The organism is Sulfitobacter sp. 1A15299 (assembly GCF_043556915.1).
Classification (GTDB): Bacteria; Pseudomonadota; Alphaproteobacteria; order Rhodobacterales; family Rhodobacteraceae; genus Sulfitobacter.
The window spans coordinates 1-16,931 of record NZ_JBIFFJ010000020.1 but is presented as its reverse complement, the minus strand read 5'-3'; the positions used below and the strand labels follow the sequence as shown (position 1 = coordinate 16,931).

The window sequence follows — 16,931 nt, the reverse complement described above, 5'->3', positions numbered from 1 at the left end:
CATGCCCCCCATTCGACCCGCCGTGAAATCCGACCTGCCGATGGTGCTTGATCTGGCCCACGCGCTGGCCGCCTACCACGGCGACACTGCCACCGTGACCCTCGCCGCGCTGGAACGTGACTGCTTTGGCCCCACACCCTGGGTGACCCTTCTGGTGGCCGAAGGCGCCACCGGCCTGCATGGCTATGCCGCGCTCTGCCCGCAGATGCAGTTGCAATTCGGCGCAAGGGGGATGGACCTGCACCACCTCTTCGTCTGCGACACGGCCCGCGGCCGCGGCATTGGCCGCGCGCTGGTCGAGGCGGCGCTGGACCATGCCCAGAGCCAAGGATGCAGCTATGTGACCGTGGGCACGGATGCAAAAAACCGGCGCGCGCAGGGCTTCTACCGCGCCGCCGGTTTCGATCAACTCACGCCTGATCCGCGTTTTCGGCGGCGGCTGGCTTAGGCCGCCAGCCCCTTGCGCCCCATCTCGAGGAACTTGGTCCGGCGTTCCTGAACCAGCGTCTTGCCGTCCTTGCCATCAAGTTCCTTGAGCATCGCTTCGATCGACTTGCCCACGGCCTTGATCGATTCTTCGGCATGGCGATGCGCACCACCCATCGGCTCGGGGATGATCTGGTCGATCACGCCAAGCGTTTTCAGCTCATCGGCCGTCAGACGCATCTGCTCGGCAGCCTCGCGCATCTTCTCGCTGTCCTTCCACAGGATCGACGCACAGCCTTCGGGCGTGATCACGGAATAGACCGAATGTTCCAACATCGCGACACGGTTCGCCGTGGCGAATGCCACCGCCCCGCCTGAGCCGCCTTCGCCCACGATCACGCTCACCAAAGGCACGCCGATCTGCAGGCATTTCTCGGTCGAACGGGCAATCGCCTCGGACTGGCCACGCTCTTCGGCGCCCTTGCCGGGATAGGCGCCGGGCGTGTCGACGATGGTCACAACCGGCAGATTGAACTTATCCGCCAGATCCATCAACCGCACCGCCTTGCGATACCCCTCAGGCCGCGCCATGCCGAAATTGCGCTCGATCCGGCTCTTGGTGTCATTGCCCTTCTCATGGCCAATCACCACGACAGGCGTATCGTTGAACCGCGCCAACCCGCCCATGACGGCCAGATCATCGGCAAAGTTCCGATCCCCCGCCAAAGGCGTGAACTCGGTGAACAGCGCCTCGATATAATCCTTGCAATGGGGCCGCTCCGGATGCCGCGCCACCTGACATTTCCGCCAAGGCGTCAAAGAGCCATAAAGGTCTTCGAGCATCCCGGCGGCTTTCTTGTCCAGCGCGCGGGCCTCATCGGTGATGTCCATCTCTTCGTTGGACCGGGCCAGCGCCCGCAGCTCTTCCGCCTTGCCTTCGATCTCGGCCAGGGGTTTTTCGAAATCCAGATATTGGGTCATTGCATGCTCCGGCTTGTTGCCTGTGTATATGGAGCGCCGCGCGCCGGTTTGCAACGCGGGTTTAAAAGGCAGGCAAGCCCACGCCCCTTCCTCTTCATCCTTTTTCAAATACCCTCGGGGGTCCGGGGGCAGAGCCCCCGGCGGCCAGCCAAAAGCGCTCAGCCCCCGGCGATCATCTGAGATTGCCGCACGATCACCTCCGCCTGTTTGATGCTGGCGATATCCACCAAACGCCCCTTATAGACGGTGGCCCCTTCGCCCTTGGCCTTGGCTTCCTCCATCGCCGCGAGGATCTCGCGCGCCTCGGCCACGGCCTCTTCCGACGGGGTGAACACCTCGTTGCTCAGCGCGACCTGCTTGGGGTGGATCGCCCATTTGCCCACCATGCCCAGAGTGGCCGAGCGGCGCGCCTGCGCGCGGAAACCCTCGCCGTCCGAGAAATCGCCAAAGGGCCCGTCGACCGGCAGCACGCCATGGGTGCGGCAGGCGGCGACGATGGCGGCCTGTGCCCAGTGCCAGGGGTCCGACCAATGTTTCTGCTCGCCGCGCTGCATATAGTAGTTCTCTTGCGTGCCGCCGATGCCGGTGGTCTGCATGCCCATGGAGGCGGCGAAATCCGCGGCCCCCAGCGACATCGCCTGCAAACGCGGAGAAGAGGCGGCGATCTCTTCCACATGGGCGATGCCAGCGGCGGATTCGATAATGACCTCCAAACTGATCTTCTTCTCGCGGCCCTCGGCAGTTTCCACCGCCGTCACCAGCGCATCGACGGCATAGACATCCGCCGCGCAACCCACCTTGGGGATCATGATCTGATCAAGCCGCGGCCCGGCCTGCTCCAGCAGTTCCACCACGTCACGATACCAATAGGGTGTATCGAGCCCATTGATCCGCACCGAAAGCGTCTTGTTGCCCCAGTCGATCTCGGAAATCGCCTTGATGATATTGGCGCGGGCGCTGTCCTTGTCCGAAGGTGCCACGCTGTCTTCGAGGTCGAGGTTGATCACATCGGCATCCGACGCCGCCATCTTTTCAAAGATCGCCGGACGGGAGCCGGGGCCGAACAATTGGCAACGGTTCGGGCGGGCAGGGGCGGCAGGCTGAATGCGGAAGCTCATGGGGCACCTATGGGTAATATTGTTTCATCATGCGTCTTCATTCTGGTATGAAATTGCGCCACCAATCGCAAGGAGGTTTTCGCAGTTGCAGCATTACGAGAGGTTCGCCCCTCGGCGAATGCCGCGCACGAATTTTGCGCAGCCAAGGGTAATTTGCGGGAAATACAGCGCATTTGCATGCAGATGCGTCGACAACGCCACGCACTTGCGTATTCTCGCGCGCAATATGCGGACAAATTCAATGCCGGAGGCTTGCCATGATCAAAACCCCCTATCTGCTCTTTCTGGGCGACGCGCCTGACTCTCTGTCCGCCAAGGTCGCCCAAGGCATCAAGGACTGGCGGCCCGACAATGCGGTCGGCCAGTTCCGCATGGAGGGCTGCAAGGCCGATCTCGGTCTGCAAGACATGACGCTGGCCGACGCGCGTGAGGCGGGGGCCGAGACATTGGTCATCGGTGTCGCCAACCGTGGCGGCAAGATCAGCGCGGCATGGAAAGAGGTGCTGATCGAGGCGCTGAACATGGGCTTCGACATCGCCTCGGGCCTGCACAACCTGCTGCGCAACGAAGCGGACCTGGTCGCCGCTGCCGAGGCCAACGGCACCACATTGCATGACGTGCGCGTGCCCAGCGTCGAATATCCCATCGCCGATGGCAAGAAACGCAGCGGCAAGCGGGTTCTGGCCGTGGGCACCGATTGCTCGGTCGGGAAAATGTACACCGCCCTCGCGCTGGACGAGGCGATGCGCGACAAGGACATGAAAAGCACCTTCCGCGCCACGGGTCAGACCGGCATCCTGATCACCGGCGAAGGCGTGCCGCTGGACGCCGTGATCGCCGATTTCATGGCCGGGTCGGTGGAATATCTCACCCCCGCCAATGACGATGACCATTGGGACATCATCGAAGGGCAGGGCAGCCTGTTCCACGTCTCCTACTCAGGCGTGACCATGGCGCTGATCCACGGCGGCCAGCCCGATGCGCTGATCCTCTGCCATGAGCCGACCCGGACCCATATGCGCGGGTTGCCGGAATACAGCCTGCCCAGTCTCGAAGCGGTGCGCGACATGGCGCTGACGCTGGCGCAGGTGCCGAACCCGGACTGCAAGGTCGTCGGTATCTCGGTCAACACCTACCATATGTCCGAGGCCGAGGCGGACGCCTATCTGGCCGAGGTTGAGGAGCGTCTTGGCCTGCCCGCGGTCGATCCCTTCCGCCAAGGGGCAGCGCGACTGGCCGATGCGCTGGCGGCGCTGTGACCATGCAGATCGACGTTACCGCAGATACGTTCAAACTGGCGCAGGTCTTTACCATCAGCCGCGGTTCGCGGACCGAGGCCAAGGTGCTGACCGTCCGCGTGACTGAAGGCGGCGTGACCGGCTGGGGCGAATGCGTGCCCTACGCGCGCTATGGCGAGACCCTCGAATCGGTCACGGCTGAGATCAACGGCCTGCCGGGCGATATCACCCGCCCGGCGCTCTATGATCTGCTGCCTGCCGGGGCCGCACGCAACGCGGTCGACTGTGCGCTATGGGATCTGGAGGCCAAGCGCGCAGGCAAACGGGTGTGGGAACTGGCCGGGCTGACCGCGCCGGGGCCAGAGATCACGGCCTATACCCTCTCGCTGGACGCACCCGAGGCAATGCGCGCGCAGGCGGCGAAACACAGCTATCGGCCCTTGCTGAAGATCAAGCTTGGCACCCCCGACGACATGCCGCGGCTCGAAGCGGTGCGCGCCGGCGCGCCCAATTCCACCATCATCATCGACGCCAATGAAGGCTGGTCGGCTGAGGTCTATGCCGACCTCGCCCCGCATCTGGTTCGTCTGGGCGTGGCGCTGGTCGAACAGCCTCTGCCCGCGGGCGAAGACGACGCGCTTTTGGGCATGGACCGCCCCGTGCCCGTCTGCGCAGATGAAAGCTGCCATGACCGCGCCAGCCTGCCGGGCCTCAAGGGCAAATACGATGTGGTGAACATCAAGCTCGACAAGACCGGCGGTCTGACCGAGGCACTGGCCCTGCGCGATGCAGCGCGGGCCGCGGGGTTTGAGGTCATGGTCGGCTGCATGGTTGGCTCGTCGCTGGCGATGGCCCCCGCGACGCTGGTCGCGCAAGGCGCGAAGGTGGTGGACCTTGACGGCCCGCTGCTTCTGGCCGAAGACCGCGACAATGCTTTGAAATTCGACGGCGCGGGCGTGCATCCCCCCGCCGCAGCGCTTTGGGGGTGACCATGCGAACTGTCTATGTGAACGGCGAATACCTGCCCGAGGATCAGGCCAAGATCTCGATCTTCGACCGGGGATTCCTGATGGCCGATGGGGTCTATGAGGTAACGAGCGTGCTGGATGGCAAGCTCATCGCCTTTGACGGCCATGCCGAGCGTCTGACCCGCTCGATGAACGAGCTCGACATGCGCGCGCCTGCGACGACCGATGAACTGCTGGAAATTCATCGCGAGTTGGTGCGTCTCAACGATATCAATGACGGGTTGATCTATCTTCAGGTCACGCGCGGGTCGGATGGCGACCGCGATTTCGCCTTCCCCGACCCTGAGACGACCGCGCCCTCGCTGGTGCTCTTTACCCAGTCGAAGCCGGGGCTGGCCGACAACCCTGCCGCCCGTGATGGCATCCGCGTGATCAGCATCGAAGACATCCGTTGGGGCCGCCGCGACATCAAAACGGTGCAGTTGCTCTACCCGTCGATGGGCAAGATGATGGCCAAGAAAGCCGGTGTCGAAGACGCTTGGATGGTCGAAGACGGTTTCGTCACCGAAGGCACGTCGAACAACGCCTATATCGTCAAGGACGGCAAGATCGTGACGCGCGAGACCTCGAACGACATCCTGCACGGCATCACCCGCAGAGCGGTGCTGGAACTGGCCCGCGAGGCGCAGATGCAGGTGGAAGAGCGGAACTTCACCATCGAAGAGGCGCAGCAGGCGGATGAGGCGTTCGTCACCTCGGCCAGCGCTTTCGTGACGCCGGTGGTCGAGATCGACGGCGCCAAGATCGGCAGCGGCACGCCGGGCAAGCTTGCGCCCCGTTTGCGTGAAATCTATCTCGAAGAGATGCGCAAAACCGCGATCTGAGCTTTAGAACCGCGATAAAACCAGCCCCGCCGCCACCAGCGCGGCGGCGGCGATGCGGGTGGGGGTGATGGCCTGCACCGACAGGCCCAAGAGCCCCGTGGCATCAATCACCAGTGCTGCACTCAATTGGCCAAGGATCAGCGCCGAGATCACCGTCAGCGCCCCCAGCGTCGGGATCGCCCAAAGCACCGACCAGACGTAGAACGCCCCCAGCACCCCACCCAAGAGCAAAACGGGAGAGGCCGAGGCCGCGCGGGGCAGGGCGCTCAACTCGCCCCGCAGCAGTAAAACCCCGAGCAGGATCGCAAAGCCGACGCCAAAGGACACCGCCGCCGCGGCGACGCCGCTTCCGATGTTGCGCCCCAGGGCGGCATTGATCGGGGTTTGCAGGGCCACGGCGGCCCCGGCGATGGCGACGGTAATGAGGGCGAGGATCGGGGTGTTCATGGCGGCTCCGCTCTGTTTGGCCCCAGCATGAAAGATGTCCCGCCGGGCGCAAGGGCTTTCGCAGCGATCGCCCGCGCGGCTAGACTGGCGCGAAACAGGAGGCCGCGATGCGCAGAGAGATTGACCGGGCAGAGATGGAGGCCGCCGTGGGCCGTGAATTGGGCGTCTCGCCGTGGTTCGTGATGGATCAGGCGCGGATCGACGCTTTCGCCGATGTGACCGAGGACCACCAGTTCATCCATGTCGACCCGCTCCGCGCGGCCAAGACGGATTTCGGCGGCACCGTGGCCCATGGGATGCTCACCCTGTCGATGATGTCGGGCATGGCTTACGGCGCGCTGCCGGTGGTGGCGGGCACGAAGGCGTCGATAAACTACGGGTTCGACAGCGTGCGCTTCATCGCGCCCGTGCATTCCGGCAAGCGCATCCGGGGGCGGTTCACGCTGGCCGAGGCGCGACGGCGGGGGCGGGGTGACCTGATGACCCGCTTTGCCGCAACGGTAGAGATCGAAGGCGCCGCGCGGCCTGCGCTCAAGGCGGACTGGCTTGTGCTCTATCAGTTCTAGGCGACGCCTTCGAGCGCGCTTGGCCGAGGCAAAAACGGGCGCACAGGGGGGGGCACGCCCGCTTTGTGAGCCCACTCAAGCGGGTTGCTCAACCCTTTCCGACATTCTCTTCGAAGGCCGTCTTGAACGCCTCTTTCTGGCTGTCGTTCGCATCGGTCTGATAGTTGGCTTTCCATTCGTCCATCGTCATCCCGTAGAACAACTCGCGCGCCTCGTCCTTGCCCATCTCGATGCCGCGTTCATTCGCGGCCTCCTGATACCAGCGCGACAGGCAGTTGCGGCAAAAACCGGCGAGGTTCATCATGTCGATGTTCTGCACATCCGTGCGGTCTTGCATCAGGTGTTTCTGCAACCGGCGAAAGGCGGCGGCTTGCAGTTCGATCTCTTGTTGGCTGGGCATGACAGCTTCCTTCTCATATCACTGGACGGGACCGTGGGGGACCGTCATTCTGATGAAACCTTTGACAGGCACTCATGGGGGCGCTAGGCCACCGGACAGGCGATGTTATCGTTAACATTCGCTCTGGGGACATAGGACACGAAGGAACAGATATGAGACGTTTGCGCAATGTAAAGATCGTGGCCACGCTCGGGCCCGCCTCCGAAACCCGGGAGGTGATCGCGGCATTGCACAACGCCGGGGCGGATGTTTTCCGCCTAAACATGAGCCACGGAAGTCACGAAGAGATTCGCGAAAAGCACCGGATTATCCGCGATATCGAGAAAGAGACCGGCGGCGCGATCGGCATTCTGGCGGACCTTCAGGGGCCGAAACTGCGCGTTGGCGTGTTCGAGGGCGACGGGCCGACCTTGGAAGAGGGCGCGTCTTTCCGGCTCGATCTTGATGAGACGCCGGGCGATGTGACCCGCGTCTGCCTGCCCCATCCGGAGATTTTCGCGGCCCTTGAGCCGGGGGCGAGCCTGTTGGTCAATGACGGCAAAATCCGTCTCAAGGTGCGCGACTGTGGCCCGGATTTCGCCGATTGCGAAGTGGTCACGGGCGGTGTCATCTCGAACCGCAAGGGCGTGAACGTGCCCGACGTGCTGCTGCCGCTGGCCGCGCTTTCCGAGAAAGACCGCGCCGATCTGGAGTTCGTCTGCGAGTTGGGGGTCGATTGGCTCGCCCTTAGCTTTGTCCAGCGGCCCGAGGATGTGACCGAGGCGCGCGATCTGGTCAGAGGCCGGGCGGCGGTGCTGTCAAAGATCGAGAAGCCCGCGGCGGTGGAGCGGTTCGAGGCGATCTTGGATGTCAGCGATGGCATCATGGTGGCGCGGGGCGATCTGGGCGTGGAACTGCCGGTGCAGAACGTGCCGCCGATCCAGAAGCGTCTGGTGCGTAAATGCCGGGCGGCGGCCAAGCCGGTGATCGTGGCGACTCAGATGCTCGAATCGATGATCGAAAGCCCGATGCCGACCCGCGCCGAAGTCTCGGACGTGGCGACCGCGATTTACGAAGGGGCCGACGCCGTGATGCTGAGCGCCGAATCCGCCGCCGGGGATTACCCGCTGCAGGCCGTGGCGACGATGGATAACGTGGCCCAAGAGGTCGAAGCCGATCCGACCTATACGCAGATCATCGAATCCTCGCGCACGGCGGATCGTACCACCGTGGCCGATGGCATCGTCGCCGCCGCGCGTGAGATTGCCGAGACGACGGACATCAAGGCGATCTGCTGCTTTACCCAATCGGGCACCACCGCGCTGCTGACCGCACGCGAGCGGCCCCGCGTGCCGATCATCGCCCTGTCGCCGCTGGTCAACACCGCGCGGCGTCTGGCGCTGAGCTGGGGCACGAATTGCATCATCACCGATGGGCATGACCGGTTTAAACTGGCCGTGCTGAGCGCCGCGCGGGCCGCCTTGTCAGAGGGCTATGCCGGGCCGGAGGATCATATCGTGGTCACCGCCGGGGTGCCCTTCAACGTGCCGGGCAGCACCAATATTCTGCGCGTCGCGCCCTGTGACGAACGTTTGATTTACGCCGCCGATCCAGAGTAGCCTTCCCCCGGATAGGGGGAAGTTGCGCGTGGACTCTGACTTGGCAATGGTGGTGGGCATCGTTCTGGCGGTGCTGTCGATCCCCTCGATCCTGTCTGCGGTGACCGACCGTCGGTCGCCGCGCGCCTCGGCCATCACGATCTTGATCGCGGGCGGGCTGATCATTTTTGCGCTGCGCGAAAATCCGGGGCGCTATTCCTTCTCCAGCCTGCCGGAGGTTTTCGTCTCGGTGGCGGCAGACTTCCTGCCCTGAGGGCTGTGCGAAACCTCTTGCATCCCTGACCGACCGCGCCTATACGGCGCATCTTAGCCTGCACGACCGGCCTCGAGTGGCATGCCGAGTCGTGTTTATACCGAACTCAAAAGACGGAGACGGAAATGCCCAAGATGAAGACGAAATCGAGCGCCAAGAAGCGCTTCAAGGTCTCGGCGACCGGCAAGGTCATCGCCAGCCAAGCCGGCAAGCAGCACGGCATGATCAAGCGGACCAACAAGTTCATCCGTAACGCACGCGGCACGACAACCCTGTCGGAAGCCGATGCAAAGATCGTCAAGGGCTTCATGCCCTACGCCCGCTGATTAAGGAGAGCCGAGATGTCCCGAGTTAAAGGTGGTACAGTCACCCACGCGCGTCACAAGAAGATCATCAAAGCCGCAAAGGGCTACTATGGTCGGCGCAAGAACGTCTTCAAGGTCGCCACGCAGGCGGTCGACAAGGCCAACCAATATGCAACCCGTGACCGCAAGAACCGCAAGCGCAACTTCCGCGCCCTGTGGATCCAGCGGATCAACGCCGCCGTGCGCAGCCACGACGAGGCGCTGACATACAGCCGCTTCATCAACGGTCTGACGCTGGCCGGCATCGAAGTGGACCGCAAGGTTCTGGCCGATCTGGCCGTGCACGAGCCCGAAGCCTTCGGCGCGATCGTCAAGCAAGCGCAGGACGCGCTGGCGGCCTAAGCCGAGATCGCTTTGAATCTGCGAAAGCCCTGCCGGATGGCGGGGCTTTTTGCGTTTGAGGGATCTGTGTTGGCATCGGGCGCGTTTCGGGCCGGGCGCACGGGCCTTGCCATAATCTTGCCCCGAGAATCCCTTGCCACGGCCTTGCCTGCTCCTCACCCCCGTGGACAATCTGCCCCAGCGACAGGTCACTGTGCAGCCTATCTGCATCTGTGCCGCAGCAATTTGCGCTGTTCGTCGGCAAGTTATTTATAAAAAGTGGGGACGTTTATGCCCGGAATTGTAATCAATAGGTTGGACGAAGACCCCCATGAGACGGTCTACGGCATCCGCGACGATACCAGTTCGCGCGGCGTCGATCTGGAGGGCGCGCGGATCACGCTGACCTATGCCGACGGCTCGGTCGAGACGCTCACGTGGCACGCAACGGATCCCTATACGAATGGCGCGGCGGTGGGGGAGGATACGCAGATGTCCTTTGGCTATGACTGGCACCATCTTGAGACGACCAAGCCGCTCGCCACGATGGAGATCGACCTCCAGCCCGCCAGTTCCGTCTTCGACACCACCACCACGGCGGACGATGACCCCAGTGGCGGCTCGACCCCCACGTCGCTTGAGGGGTTTCCCTTCCGTGTGGACTCCGGTTCGCGGGATTTGGCTGGTGATCTTGAGGTGACCTACTCGGGCATCGTCAACCTCGCGGGCAGCCCGCCTGCGGGGGATCTTTTCACCACCATGACCGTCGATTTCTCTGCATTGCCCGAGGGCGGGTTACTGGGCAATTTGGCGTGGAAATCCGACATCGACACGATGCGCGAGGCGGGCGATCTGGTCTCGACCGGTGTGGCCTGTTTCGCGCGCGGCACGCTGATTACCACCGAGGCGGGCGATCTTCCGGTTGAGGCTTTAGCCCCCGGCGTGCGCGTGCTGACCCAAGGCCATGGCTATCAGGAACTCGTCGCCGCGCTGCGCCGCAGGGTTGGGGCGGGGGAATTGGCGAAGAACCCCAAGCTCTACCCCATTCGGATCAGCGCCGGATCCTTGGGCGCGGGGCTGCCCAAACGCGATCTTATGGTCTCAAGGCAGCATCGCATGGTAGCCCGTTCGGGCATTGTAAAGCGGATCTGTGGGGCGATGGCCGTGCTCGTCGCTGCGATCCGGCTGACCGAACTTCCGGGGGTGCATGTGGATGAGGGCGTCTCACAGGTGGAATATTTCCACCTAATTTTCGAGAAGCACCAGATCGTCTATGCCGAAGGCGCGCCGAGTGAGAGCTTTTTGCTGAATGCCGAAACGGTGAAAACCCTCGGTCAGGCGCAGCGCGAGGAGTTTGCGACGCTCTTCCCCGCTTTGATTGACGGCGAGGGCTTCGGCACCCCGGCGCATCAGATCCCCGCAGGGCCCGTGCAAAAGCGGTTGGTCGCGAAGCACAAGAAGAACGGCCGCGCCCTGCTATCGGTTTAGGGTGTCGGGGTCATAGGGATTGTGGCTGGCGGCAGACAGGTTGATCCCGTCCTGTGCCGCGCGATGGGCAATCGCCTCTTCGCTGCGGTTCAGTTGCACCGCGATCACGCTGGTCGCCGTACCCTCCGCCGCGAGGATGCGAAGCTGTTCGAGGTCTGCGGTGCTCCATGGGGCGCCGGTGCTGCGGTCATAATCTGCCATGTCGGAGGCTCCTTTCACGGGCAAAACACGGCGCGGGCTGTGGCGGTTCCTCCCATGGGGAGAGGGGGCACGCGTTGCGCCCCCCTCCTGCCGTCACTTCAAAAGCGCCAACATCTCTTTCGCCGCTTCCTCGGAAGAGGCGGGGTTCTGGCCGGTGACCAGCTTGCCGTCGACCAGCACATAGGACGCCCAATCGTCGCCTTTGCTGTAGTTGCCGCCGTTCTCTTTCAGCATGTCTTCGACCAAGAATGGCACCACGTCGGTTAGGCCAACGCCTTCTTCCTCGGTATTGGTGAAGCCGGTGACGCGCTTGCCGGAAACCAGCGGCTTGCCGTCGGCTTGGGTGTCCTTGAACACGGCAGGCGCGTGGCAGACGGCCCCCACGGGGCGGTCGGATGCCCAGAAGGTTTCGATCAGGCGTTTGCTGTCGGCGTCATTGGCCAGATCCCACAGCGGGCCGTGGCCGCCGGGGTAGAAGATCGCGTCGAAACCATCCGCATCAACATCGCCGAGCACTTTGGTCGAGGCCAGCGCTTGCTGCGCGGCGTCATCTTCTTTGAACCGGCGGGTGGCGTCGGTCTGCGCGTCTTCGCTGTCGCTGTTGGGGTCGAGCGGCGGCTGCCCGCCCTTGGGCGAGGCAAGGGTCACATCCGCGCCCGCGTCTTTGAAAACATAATAGGGGGCGGCGAATTCTTCGAGCCAGAAGCCGGTCTTGTTGCCGGTGTCGCCCAATTTGTCATGCGATGTCAGAACCATCAGGATTTTCATAGGTCTCTCCTTTCGGGGGAGGTTGGGCACGCCGCTGCAGCAGGGCGCGCCGAGGGGATGCGGCCTAACGCTTTCCCGAGGTGGTGGTTCCGCCCCTGCGACGCCATGCCCTACGGCTTGCATTCGAGGGGCGAGAGGGCTAGCAGGACGGGGTATTATTCCAAGGGCCTGTCATGGACGATCTGAAGCAAAAGTACCTGAGCCAAATCGCCGATGCTGGCGACGAATCCGCGCTGGAAGACATCCGGCTGGCCGCCGTGGGCAAAAAGGGCGAAGTCGCGTTGAAGATGCGCGAACTGGGCAAGATGACCCCTGAGGAGCGTCAGACCGCCGGTCCTGCGCTGAACGCGCTGAAGGACGAGATCAACTCGGCGCTTTCGGCCAAGAAGGCGGCCCTTGCCGATGCCGCCCTCGACGAGCGTCTGCGCAGCGAATGGCTCGACGTCACCCTGCCCACGCGGCCGCAGCGTCAGGGCAGCATCCACCCCGTCAGCCAAGTCACCGAAGAGTTGACAGCGATCTTCGCCGAGATGGGCTTCTCGGTCGCCGAAGGCCCGCGCATCGACACCGATTGGTACAACTTCGACGCGCTGAACATCCCCGGCCACCACCCCGCGCGGGCCGAGATGGACACCTTCTATATGCACCGGGCTGAGGTTGACGAGCGCGCCCCCCATGTGCTGCGCACCCATACCTCCCCCGTGCAGATCCGCACCATGGAGGCCGAAGGCGCGCCGTTGCGCATCATTTGCCCCGGCGGTGTATATCGCGCCGACTACGACCAGACCCACACGCCGATGTTCCATCAGGTCGAGGGGCTGGCGATCGACAAGGACATCTCCATGGCGAACCTCAAGTGGACGCTTGAGGAGTTTTTCTCGGCCTTCTTCGAAATCGACGGCATCAAGACCCGCTTCCGCGCCTCGCACTTTCCCTTCACCGAGCCGTCGGCTGAAGTCGACATCCAGTGTTCCTGGGTCGACGGGCAGCTGCGCATCGGCGAGGGCGACGGTTGGATGGAAGTGCTGGGCTCCGGCATGGTGCACCCCAAGGTGCTGGCCGCGGGCGGGATCGACCCCGACAAATGGCAGGGCTTTGCCTTTGGCATGGGGATCGACCGGATCGCGATGCTGAAATACGGCATCCCGGATCTGCGGGCGTTCTTTGATTCAGACCTGCGCTGGCTGCGGCATTATGGGTTTGCAAGCTTGGATCAGCCGAATTTGCATGGTGGGTTGAGTAGGTAATGTTAAGCTTTGCTACAGTCCTCTTGACGGCACTTGTCGGGGTGGTGACCTATGCATTGCAGGCAGAAAGAGGGCGCCAGCATGCTATCCTTTCTGAGCGTCGAGCGCTCTATCTACAGTACGCTGAGGAACTTGCGTCCCACATGTTCAAGCAGATTAATATCAACTCAGAGCACCATTTTGCTCGGCGGGATAGTTTGAATAAACTCGGCGCTAAACTGAGTATCGTGGCAACCGACGCTATTCGCCAAGATCATCGGCTGCTGATCGAACATCTGAGACAAAAAGAAGACGAAGCTGATTTAGATGGAAATATCGCTCACTACTTTGACGATGAGGCTCAACAGCTTTTCGATAGCGTCTTAAGTCAGATGAGAATGGATGCTCTCCCCAAACGGATCCGCGCTAGATCAAGCTGAAATGGATCCGCAAAAATGATCGTTGGAATGAACTCATGAAATTCACCCTCTCCTGGCTCAAGGACCATCTCGACACCACGGCGTCGATCGATGAGATCACCTATGCCCTGACCGACCTCGGCCTCGAGGTCGAAGGCGTCGAGAACCCGGCGGCGAAGCTTGCCGACTTCACCCTCGGCTACGTGCAATCGGCCGAAAAACACCCCGATGCCGACCGGCTGAACGTCTGTCAGGTGGAGACCGACGAAGGCGTCATGCAGATCATCTGTGGCGCGCCCAATGCCCGCGCGGGCATCACCGTCGTCGTGGCCAAGCCGGGCGTCTATGTGCCGGGGATCGACACCACCATCGGCGTCGGCAAGATCCGCGGCGTTGAGAGCTTTGGCATGATGGCCTCCGAGCGCGAGATGGAGTTGAGCGAGGAGCATGACGGCATCATCGAACTGCCCTCGGGCAAGGTCGGCGACCGTTTCATCGACTGGCTGGCCGAGAATGACCCGGCGAAAGTCGACCCGGTGATCGAGATCGCCATCACCCCGAACCGCCCCGATGCGCTCGGCGTGCGCGGCATCGCGCGTGACCTCGCCGCGCGGGGCTTGGGTAAGCTGAAGCCGCGCGACTGCGATGCGGCGGCGGGCAGCTTTGCCTCGCCGATCTCCGTCAGCATCGACGACGACACGCTGGACGGCTGCCCGGTGTTCTACGGCCGATTGATCCGTGGCGTGAAGAACGGCCCCAGCCCGCAGTGGCTGCAGGATTGCCTGCGCGCCATCGGGTTGCGGCCGATCTCGTTCCTTGTCGATGTGACCAACTTCTTCACCTTCGATCGCAACCGCCCGCTGCACGTCTTCGACGCCGACAAGGTCAAAGGCAACCTGCGCGTGCACCGCGCCAAGGGCGGCGAGCAGATCGCCGCGCTGGATGAGAAGACCTACACCCTGCAGGAAGGCCAGATGGTCATCTCCGACGACAGCGGCGTAGAAAGCATCGCAGGCATCATGGGCGGCGAGGCCACCGGCGTAACCGAGGAAACGGAGAACGTCTTTGTCGAGAGCGCCTATTGGGATCCGGTGCAGATCGCCTATGCGGGCCGCGCGCTGAAGATCAACTCGGACGCGCGCTACCGGTTCGAGCGCGGCGTCGACCCGGCCTTCACGCCCGAGGGGCTTGAGCATGCCACGCGGATGATCCTCGATCACGCGGGCGGCGAGGCTTCCGAGGTCGTGGTCGCGGGGCAGGTGCCGGACACAGCGCGCGCCTACAAGCTCGACGCTGCGCGGGTGCAATCGCTTGTCGGCATGACGATCCCCGAAAGCGCGCAGCGCGAGACGCTGACCGCGCTTGGCTTCGTACTCGACGGCGACATGGCGCAGGTGCCAAGCTGGCGGCCGGACGTGCAGGGCGAGGCCGATCTGGTCGAAGAGGTCGCGCGCATCGCTTCGCTGACGCAGCTTGAAGGCAAGCCCCTGCCGCGCCTGACCACGGGCGTGCCGCGCCCCGTGCTTTCGCCCATGCAACGCCGCGTGGTGACCGCCCGGCGTACTGCCGCGGCGCTCGGCTACAACGAATGCGTGAGCTACAGCTTCATTGACCAAGCCTCGGCGGCGCTGTTTGGCGGTGGCACCGATGCGACGCGGCTGGAGAACCCGATCTCCGCCGACATGAGCCACATGCGCCCCGACCTGCTGCCGGGCCTGTTGCAGGCCGCCGCCCGCAATCAGGCGCGCGGCTTTGCCGACATGGCGCTTTTTGAGGTTGGCCCCGCTTTCTCTGGCGGGGAGCCGGGCGAGGAGCAGGTCATGGTCTCTGGCCTTCTGGTCGGTCGCACCGGGCCGCGTGACGTGCATGGCGCGGCGCGCGCGGTGGATGTCTTCGACGTGAAGGCCGATGCCGAGGCGGTGCTCGCGGCCATCGGTGCGCCCGCCAAGGTGCAGATCCTGCGTGGCGCTGATGAGTGGTGGCACCCGGGCCGTCACGGCAAGATCTGCCTCGGCCCGAAAAAGGTGCTCGGCGTCTTCGGCGAGGTGCATCCGCGCGTTCTGGCGGCGATGGACGTGAAAGGCCCGGCGATGGCCTTCACCCTCTATCCCGCCGAAGTGCCGCTGCCGCGCAACAGCGGCGCCACGCGCCCGGCGTTGCAGATCAGCGACCTGCAGGCGGTCGAGCGTGACTTCGCCTTTGTGGTCGACGCCGATGTCGAGGCGCTGGCGCTGGTCAATGCCGCTAAGGGCGCTGACAAGAATCTGATCGAGGACGTGCGCGTCTTCGACGAGTTCATCGGCGGCAGCCTCGGCGAGGGCAAGAAATCCCTCGCCCTCACCGTGCGCCTGCAGCCCAGCGACAAGACGCTGAAGGATGCAGACATCGAGGCCGTGGGTGCTAAGGTGGTCGAGAAGGTGACCAAGGCCACCGGCGGCGTGCTGCGCGGCTGAATCAAGGAAGGACCGAAGCGATGAAAGTCTACCTCTCCGGTGAGATCCACACCGATTGGCGCGAACAGATCACTGAAGGGGCCAAGGGTCTCGACGTGACCTTTACCGCACCCGTCACCGACCACGCCGCCTCTGATGACTGCGGCGTGGCGATCCTCGGGCCGGAGGACGACAAGTTCTGGCACGACCGCAAGGGCGCGCAGATCAACGCGATCCGCACCCGCAAGGCGATTGCCGAGGCGGATGTCGTCGTCGTGCGTTTCGGCGACCAGTACAAGCAATGGAACGCGGCCTTCGACGCGGGCTATGCCGCAGCACTTGGCAAATCGCTGATCATCCTGCACGGCCCCGACCACGCCCATGCGCTGAAAGAGGTCGACGCCGCCGCGCTCGCGGTGGCGTCCGAGCCTGCGCAGGTGGTCGAGATTTTGCGCTATGTGTTGACCGGCACGCTGCCGGGCTGATGCGGAAGCAGGGCTAGCCGCATCAAAATTTAACATTTATCAAGGGTTTATACGCAAAACGATTCGGCAGCGAGGTGGACGCCGCTGCTTTGCGGGCTAAACCTTCACGAAGCTGGAGGTTCAGCAGCCCAGATCTGCCCCCCGAAAGGCAGGCCATATCCGACCCCCGCTGTCGTGCCATAGCTGCGCGGCGGGTTAACTTTGGAAGGAGAAGGTCCATTTTAGCCGACACGCCCGCAGAGCAGGACGAGCGTCTAGAGACGCTCTATTCCTAGGCTCAGGACCCATTGATTATCGCGGAGCCGCATGATTCACCGTCCGAAAACGGAGCGGTGATATGTCTGATC

20 protein-coding genes are annotated in these 16,931 nt (G+C 63.4%); 14 read left to right on the top strand and 6 right to left on the bottom strand.

From position 1 onward, the window contains the following. Position 1: 1 nt before the first annotated feature. A complete protein-coding gene (locus tag ACGYK7_RS14945; RefSeq protein ID WP_394403326.1) occupies positions 2-448 on the top strand; it encodes a GNAT family N-acetyltransferase in 447 nt (148 codons plus the stop codon). Here the strand turns inward: ACGYK7_RS14945 and ACGYK7_RS14940 are convergent. Further along, positions 445-1,407 (bottom strand): acetyl-CoA carboxylase carboxyltransferase subunit alpha, encoded by a 963-nt coding sequence (locus tag ACGYK7_RS14940; RefSeq protein ID WP_394403324.1) that lies wholly within the window; start codon positions 1,405-1,407, stop codon positions 445-447. The genes ACGYK7_RS14945 and ACGYK7_RS14940 overlap by 4 nt on opposite strands. 158 nt (positions 1,408-1,565) lie before the next feature. Continuing rightward, positions 1,566-2,525 (bottom strand): L-malyl-CoA/beta-methylmalyl-CoA lyase, encoded by a 960-nt coding sequence (locus ACGYK7_RS14935; protein WP_394403322.1) that lies wholly within the window; start codon positions 2,523-2,525, stop codon positions 1,566-1,568. A 257-nt stretch (positions 2,526-2,782) separates the two neighbouring features. Between ACGYK7_RS14935 and dgcN the strand changes: the two genes are divergently transcribed. From dgcN to ACGYK7_RS14920, 3 genes are read left to right on the top strand one after another with little or no spacing between them, the layout of a single operon-like run. After that, positions 2,783-3,784: an N-acetyltransferase DgcN gene (gene dgcN / locus ACGYK7_RS14930; RefSeq protein ID WP_394403320.1), complete on the top strand. Its 1,002-nt coding sequence runs from the start codon at positions 2,783-2,785 to the stop codon at positions 3,782-3,784. Positions 3,785-3,786: 2 nt separating this feature from the next. Beyond that, positions 3,787-4,752: an N-acetyl-D-Glu racemase DgcA gene (gene dgcA / locus ACGYK7_RS14925; protein ID WP_394403318.1), complete on the top strand. Its 966-nt coding sequence runs from the start codon at positions 3,787-3,789 to the stop codon at positions 4,750-4,752. A 2-nt stretch (positions 4,753-4,754) separates the two neighbouring features. Continuing rightward, complete coding sequence (locus tag ACGYK7_RS14920; protein WP_394403316.1) at positions 4,755-5,615, top strand: D-amino-acid transaminase; 861 nt, start codon at positions 4,755-4,757, stop codon at positions 5,613-5,615. Positions 5,616-5,618: 3 nt separating this feature from the next. Here the strand turns inward: ACGYK7_RS14920 and ACGYK7_RS14915 are convergent, their stop codons facing one another. Then, positions 5,619-6,062: a DMT family transporter gene (locus tag ACGYK7_RS14915; protein WP_209216582.1), complete on the bottom strand. Its 444-nt coding sequence runs from the start codon at positions 6,060-6,062 to the stop codon at positions 5,619-5,621. Positions 6,063-6,169: 107 nt separating this feature from the next. On the opposite strand from ACGYK7_RS14915, the gene ACGYK7_RS14910 reads away from it, so the two are divergent. Next, entirely contained in the window at positions 6,170-6,628 is a 459-nt protein-coding gene (locus ACGYK7_RS14910; RefSeq protein ID WP_394403315.1) for a MaoC family dehydratase, read from the top strand. A gap of 88 nt (positions 6,629-6,716) precedes the next feature. Here the strand turns inward: ACGYK7_RS14910 and ACGYK7_RS14905 are convergent, their stop codons facing one another. Then, on the bottom strand, positions 6,717-7,028 hold the full coding sequence (locus tag ACGYK7_RS14905; RefSeq protein ID WP_394403313.1) for a DUF1244 domain-containing protein: 312 nt from the start codon (positions 7,026-7,028) through the stop codon (positions 6,717-6,719). Between the two features lie 152 nt (positions 7,029-7,180). On the opposite strand from ACGYK7_RS14905, the gene pyk reads away from it, so the two are divergent. The 5 genes from pyk to ACGYK7_RS14880 all read left to right on the top strand — a co-directional run bounded on the left by pyk (position 7,181) and on the right by ACGYK7_RS14880 (position 11,053). Beyond that, on the top strand, positions 7,181-8,626 hold the full coding sequence (gene pyk, locus ACGYK7_RS14900) for a pyruvate kinase (protein WP_394403311.1): 1,446 nt from the start codon (positions 7,181-7,183) through the stop codon (positions 8,624-8,626). A 28-nt stretch (positions 8,627-8,654) separates the two neighbouring features. After that, the gene (locus tag ACGYK7_RS14895; protein WP_394403309.1) at positions 8,655-8,879 is read left to right on the top strand and encodes a hypothetical protein; all 225 of its coding nucleotides are present in this window, start codon (positions 8,655-8,657) and stop codon (positions 8,877-8,879) included. 125 nt (positions 8,880-9,004) lie between these two features. Next, positions 9,005-9,205, top strand: coding sequence for a 50S ribosomal protein L35 (rpmI, locus tag ACGYK7_RS14890; RefSeq protein WP_067264506.1), 201 nt, complete (start codon positions 9,005-9,007; stop codon positions 9,203-9,205). 15 nt (positions 9,206-9,220) lie between these two features. After that, entirely contained in the window at positions 9,221-9,586 is a 366-nt protein-coding gene (gene rplT, locus ACGYK7_RS14885) for a 50S ribosomal protein L20 (RefSeq protein ID WP_067264504.1), read from the top strand. Between the two features lie 270 nt (positions 9,587-9,856). After that, positions 9,857-11,053, top strand: coding sequence for a Hint domain-containing protein (locus ACGYK7_RS14880; protein WP_394403307.1), 1,197 nt, complete (start codon positions 9,857-9,859; stop codon positions 11,051-11,053). Here the strand turns inward: ACGYK7_RS14880 and ACGYK7_RS14875 are convergent. Both ACGYK7_RS14875 and ACGYK7_RS14870 read right to left on the bottom strand, forming a co-directional pair. Next, complete coding sequence (locus ACGYK7_RS14875) at positions 11,042-11,254, bottom strand: hypothetical protein (RefSeq protein ID WP_394403305.1); 213 nt, start codon at positions 11,252-11,254, stop codon at positions 11,042-11,044. The genes ACGYK7_RS14880 and ACGYK7_RS14875 overlap by 12 nt on opposite strands. Before the next feature lie 93 nt (positions 11,255-11,347). Then, complete coding sequence (locus ACGYK7_RS14870) at positions 11,348-12,022, bottom strand: type 1 glutamine amidotransferase domain-containing protein (RefSeq protein ID WP_394403303.1); 675 nt, start codon at positions 12,020-12,022, stop codon at positions 11,348-11,350. 173 nt (positions 12,023-12,195) lie between these two features. On the opposite strand from ACGYK7_RS14870, the gene pheS reads away from it, so the two are divergent. From pheS to ACGYK7_RS14850, 4 genes are read left to right on the top strand one after another with little or no spacing between them, the layout of a single operon-like run. Then, a complete protein-coding gene (gene pheS, locus ACGYK7_RS14865) occupies positions 12,196-13,269 on the top strand; it encodes a phenylalanine--tRNA ligase subunit alpha (protein ID WP_394403301.1) in 1,074 nt (357 codons plus the stop codon). Between the two features lie 23 nt (positions 13,270-13,292). Then, on the top strand, positions 13,293-13,688 hold the full coding sequence (locus ACGYK7_RS14860; RefSeq protein WP_394403299.1) for a hypothetical protein: 396 nt from the start codon (positions 13,293-13,295) through the stop codon (positions 13,686-13,688). A 35-nt stretch (positions 13,689-13,723) separates the two neighbouring features. Beyond that, the gene (gene pheT / locus ACGYK7_RS14855) at positions 13,724-16,120 is read left to right on the top strand and encodes a phenylalanine--tRNA ligase subunit beta (RefSeq protein WP_394403297.1); all 2,397 of its coding nucleotides are present in this window, start codon (positions 13,724-13,726) and stop codon (positions 16,118-16,120) included. Positions 16,121-16,140: 20 nt separating this feature from the next. Further along, positions 16,141-16,584 (top strand): YtoQ family protein, encoded by a 444-nt coding sequence (locus tag ACGYK7_RS14850; RefSeq protein ID WP_394403295.1) that lies wholly within the window; start codon positions 16,141-16,143, stop codon positions 16,582-16,584. Positions 16,585-16,931 lie beyond the last annotated feature (347 nt).

Bases quoted from the DNA above. Each gene is read 5' to 3' on its own strand.
- pheT (WP_394403297.1), top strand. From the start codon at position 13,724: ATGAAATTCACCCTCTCCTGGCTCAAGGACCATCTCGACACCACGGCG.
- ACGYK7_RS14935 (WP_394403322.1), bottom strand. From the start codon at position 2,525: ATGAGCTTCCGCATTCAGCCTGCCGCCCCTGCCCGCCCGAACCGTTGC.
- pheS (WP_394403301.1), top strand. From the start codon at position 12,196: ATGGACGATCTGAAGCAAAAGTACCTGAGCCAAATCGCCGATGCTGGC.
- ACGYK7_RS14945 (WP_394403326.1), top strand. From the start codon at position 2: ATGCCCCCCATTCGACCCGCCGTGAAATCCGACCTGCCGATGGTGCTT.
- ACGYK7_RS14870 (WP_394403303.1), bottom strand. From the start codon at position 12,022: ATGAAAATCCTGATGGTTCTGACATCGCATGACAAATTGGGCGACACC.
- ACGYK7_RS14915 (WP_209216582.1), bottom strand. From the start codon at position 6,062: ATGAACACCCCGATCCTCGCCCTCATTACCGTCGCCATCGCCGGGGCC.
- dgcA (WP_394403318.1), top strand. From the start codon at position 3,787: ATGCAGATCGACGTTACCGCAGATACGTTCAAACTGGCGCAGGTCTTT.
- rpmI (WP_067264506.1), top strand. From the start codon at position 9,005: ATGCCCAAGATGAAGACGAAATCGAGCGCCAAGAAGCGCTTCAAGGTC.
- rplT (WP_067264504.1), top strand. From the start codon at position 9,221: ATGTCCCGAGTTAAAGGTGGTACAGTCACCCACGCGCGTCACAAGAAG.
- ACGYK7_RS14910 (WP_394403315.1), top strand. From the start codon at position 6,170: ATGCGCAGAGAGATTGACCGGGCAGAGATGGAGGCCGCCGTGGGCCGT.
- ACGYK7_RS14880 (WP_394403307.1), top strand. From the start codon at position 9,857: ATGCCCGGAATTGTAATCAATAGGTTGGACGAAGACCCCCATGAGACG.
- ACGYK7_RS14875 (WP_394403305.1), bottom strand. From the start codon at position 11,254: ATGGCAGATTATGACCGCAGCACCGGCGCCCCATGGAGCACCGCAGAC.
- ACGYK7_RS14920 (WP_394403316.1), top strand. From the start codon at position 4,755: ATGCGAACTGTCTATGTGAACGGCGAATACCTGCCCGAGGATCAGGCC.
- pyk (WP_394403311.1), top strand. From the start codon at position 7,181: ATGAGACGTTTGCGCAATGTAAAGATCGTGGCCACGCTCGGGCCCGCC.
- ACGYK7_RS14850 (WP_394403295.1), top strand. From the start codon at position 16,141: ATGAAAGTCTACCTCTCCGGTGAGATCCACACCGATTGGCGCGAACAG.
- dgcN (WP_394403320.1), top strand. From the start codon at position 2,783: ATGATCAAAACCCCCTATCTGCTCTTTCTGGGCGACGCGCCTGACTCT.
- ACGYK7_RS14905 (WP_394403313.1), bottom strand. From the start codon at position 7,028: ATGCCCAGCCAACAAGAGATCGAACTGCAAGCCGCCGCCTTTCGCCGG.
- ACGYK7_RS14940 (WP_394403324.1), bottom strand. From the start codon at position 1,407: ATGACCCAATATCTGGATTTCGAAAAACCCCTGGCCGAGATCGAAGGC.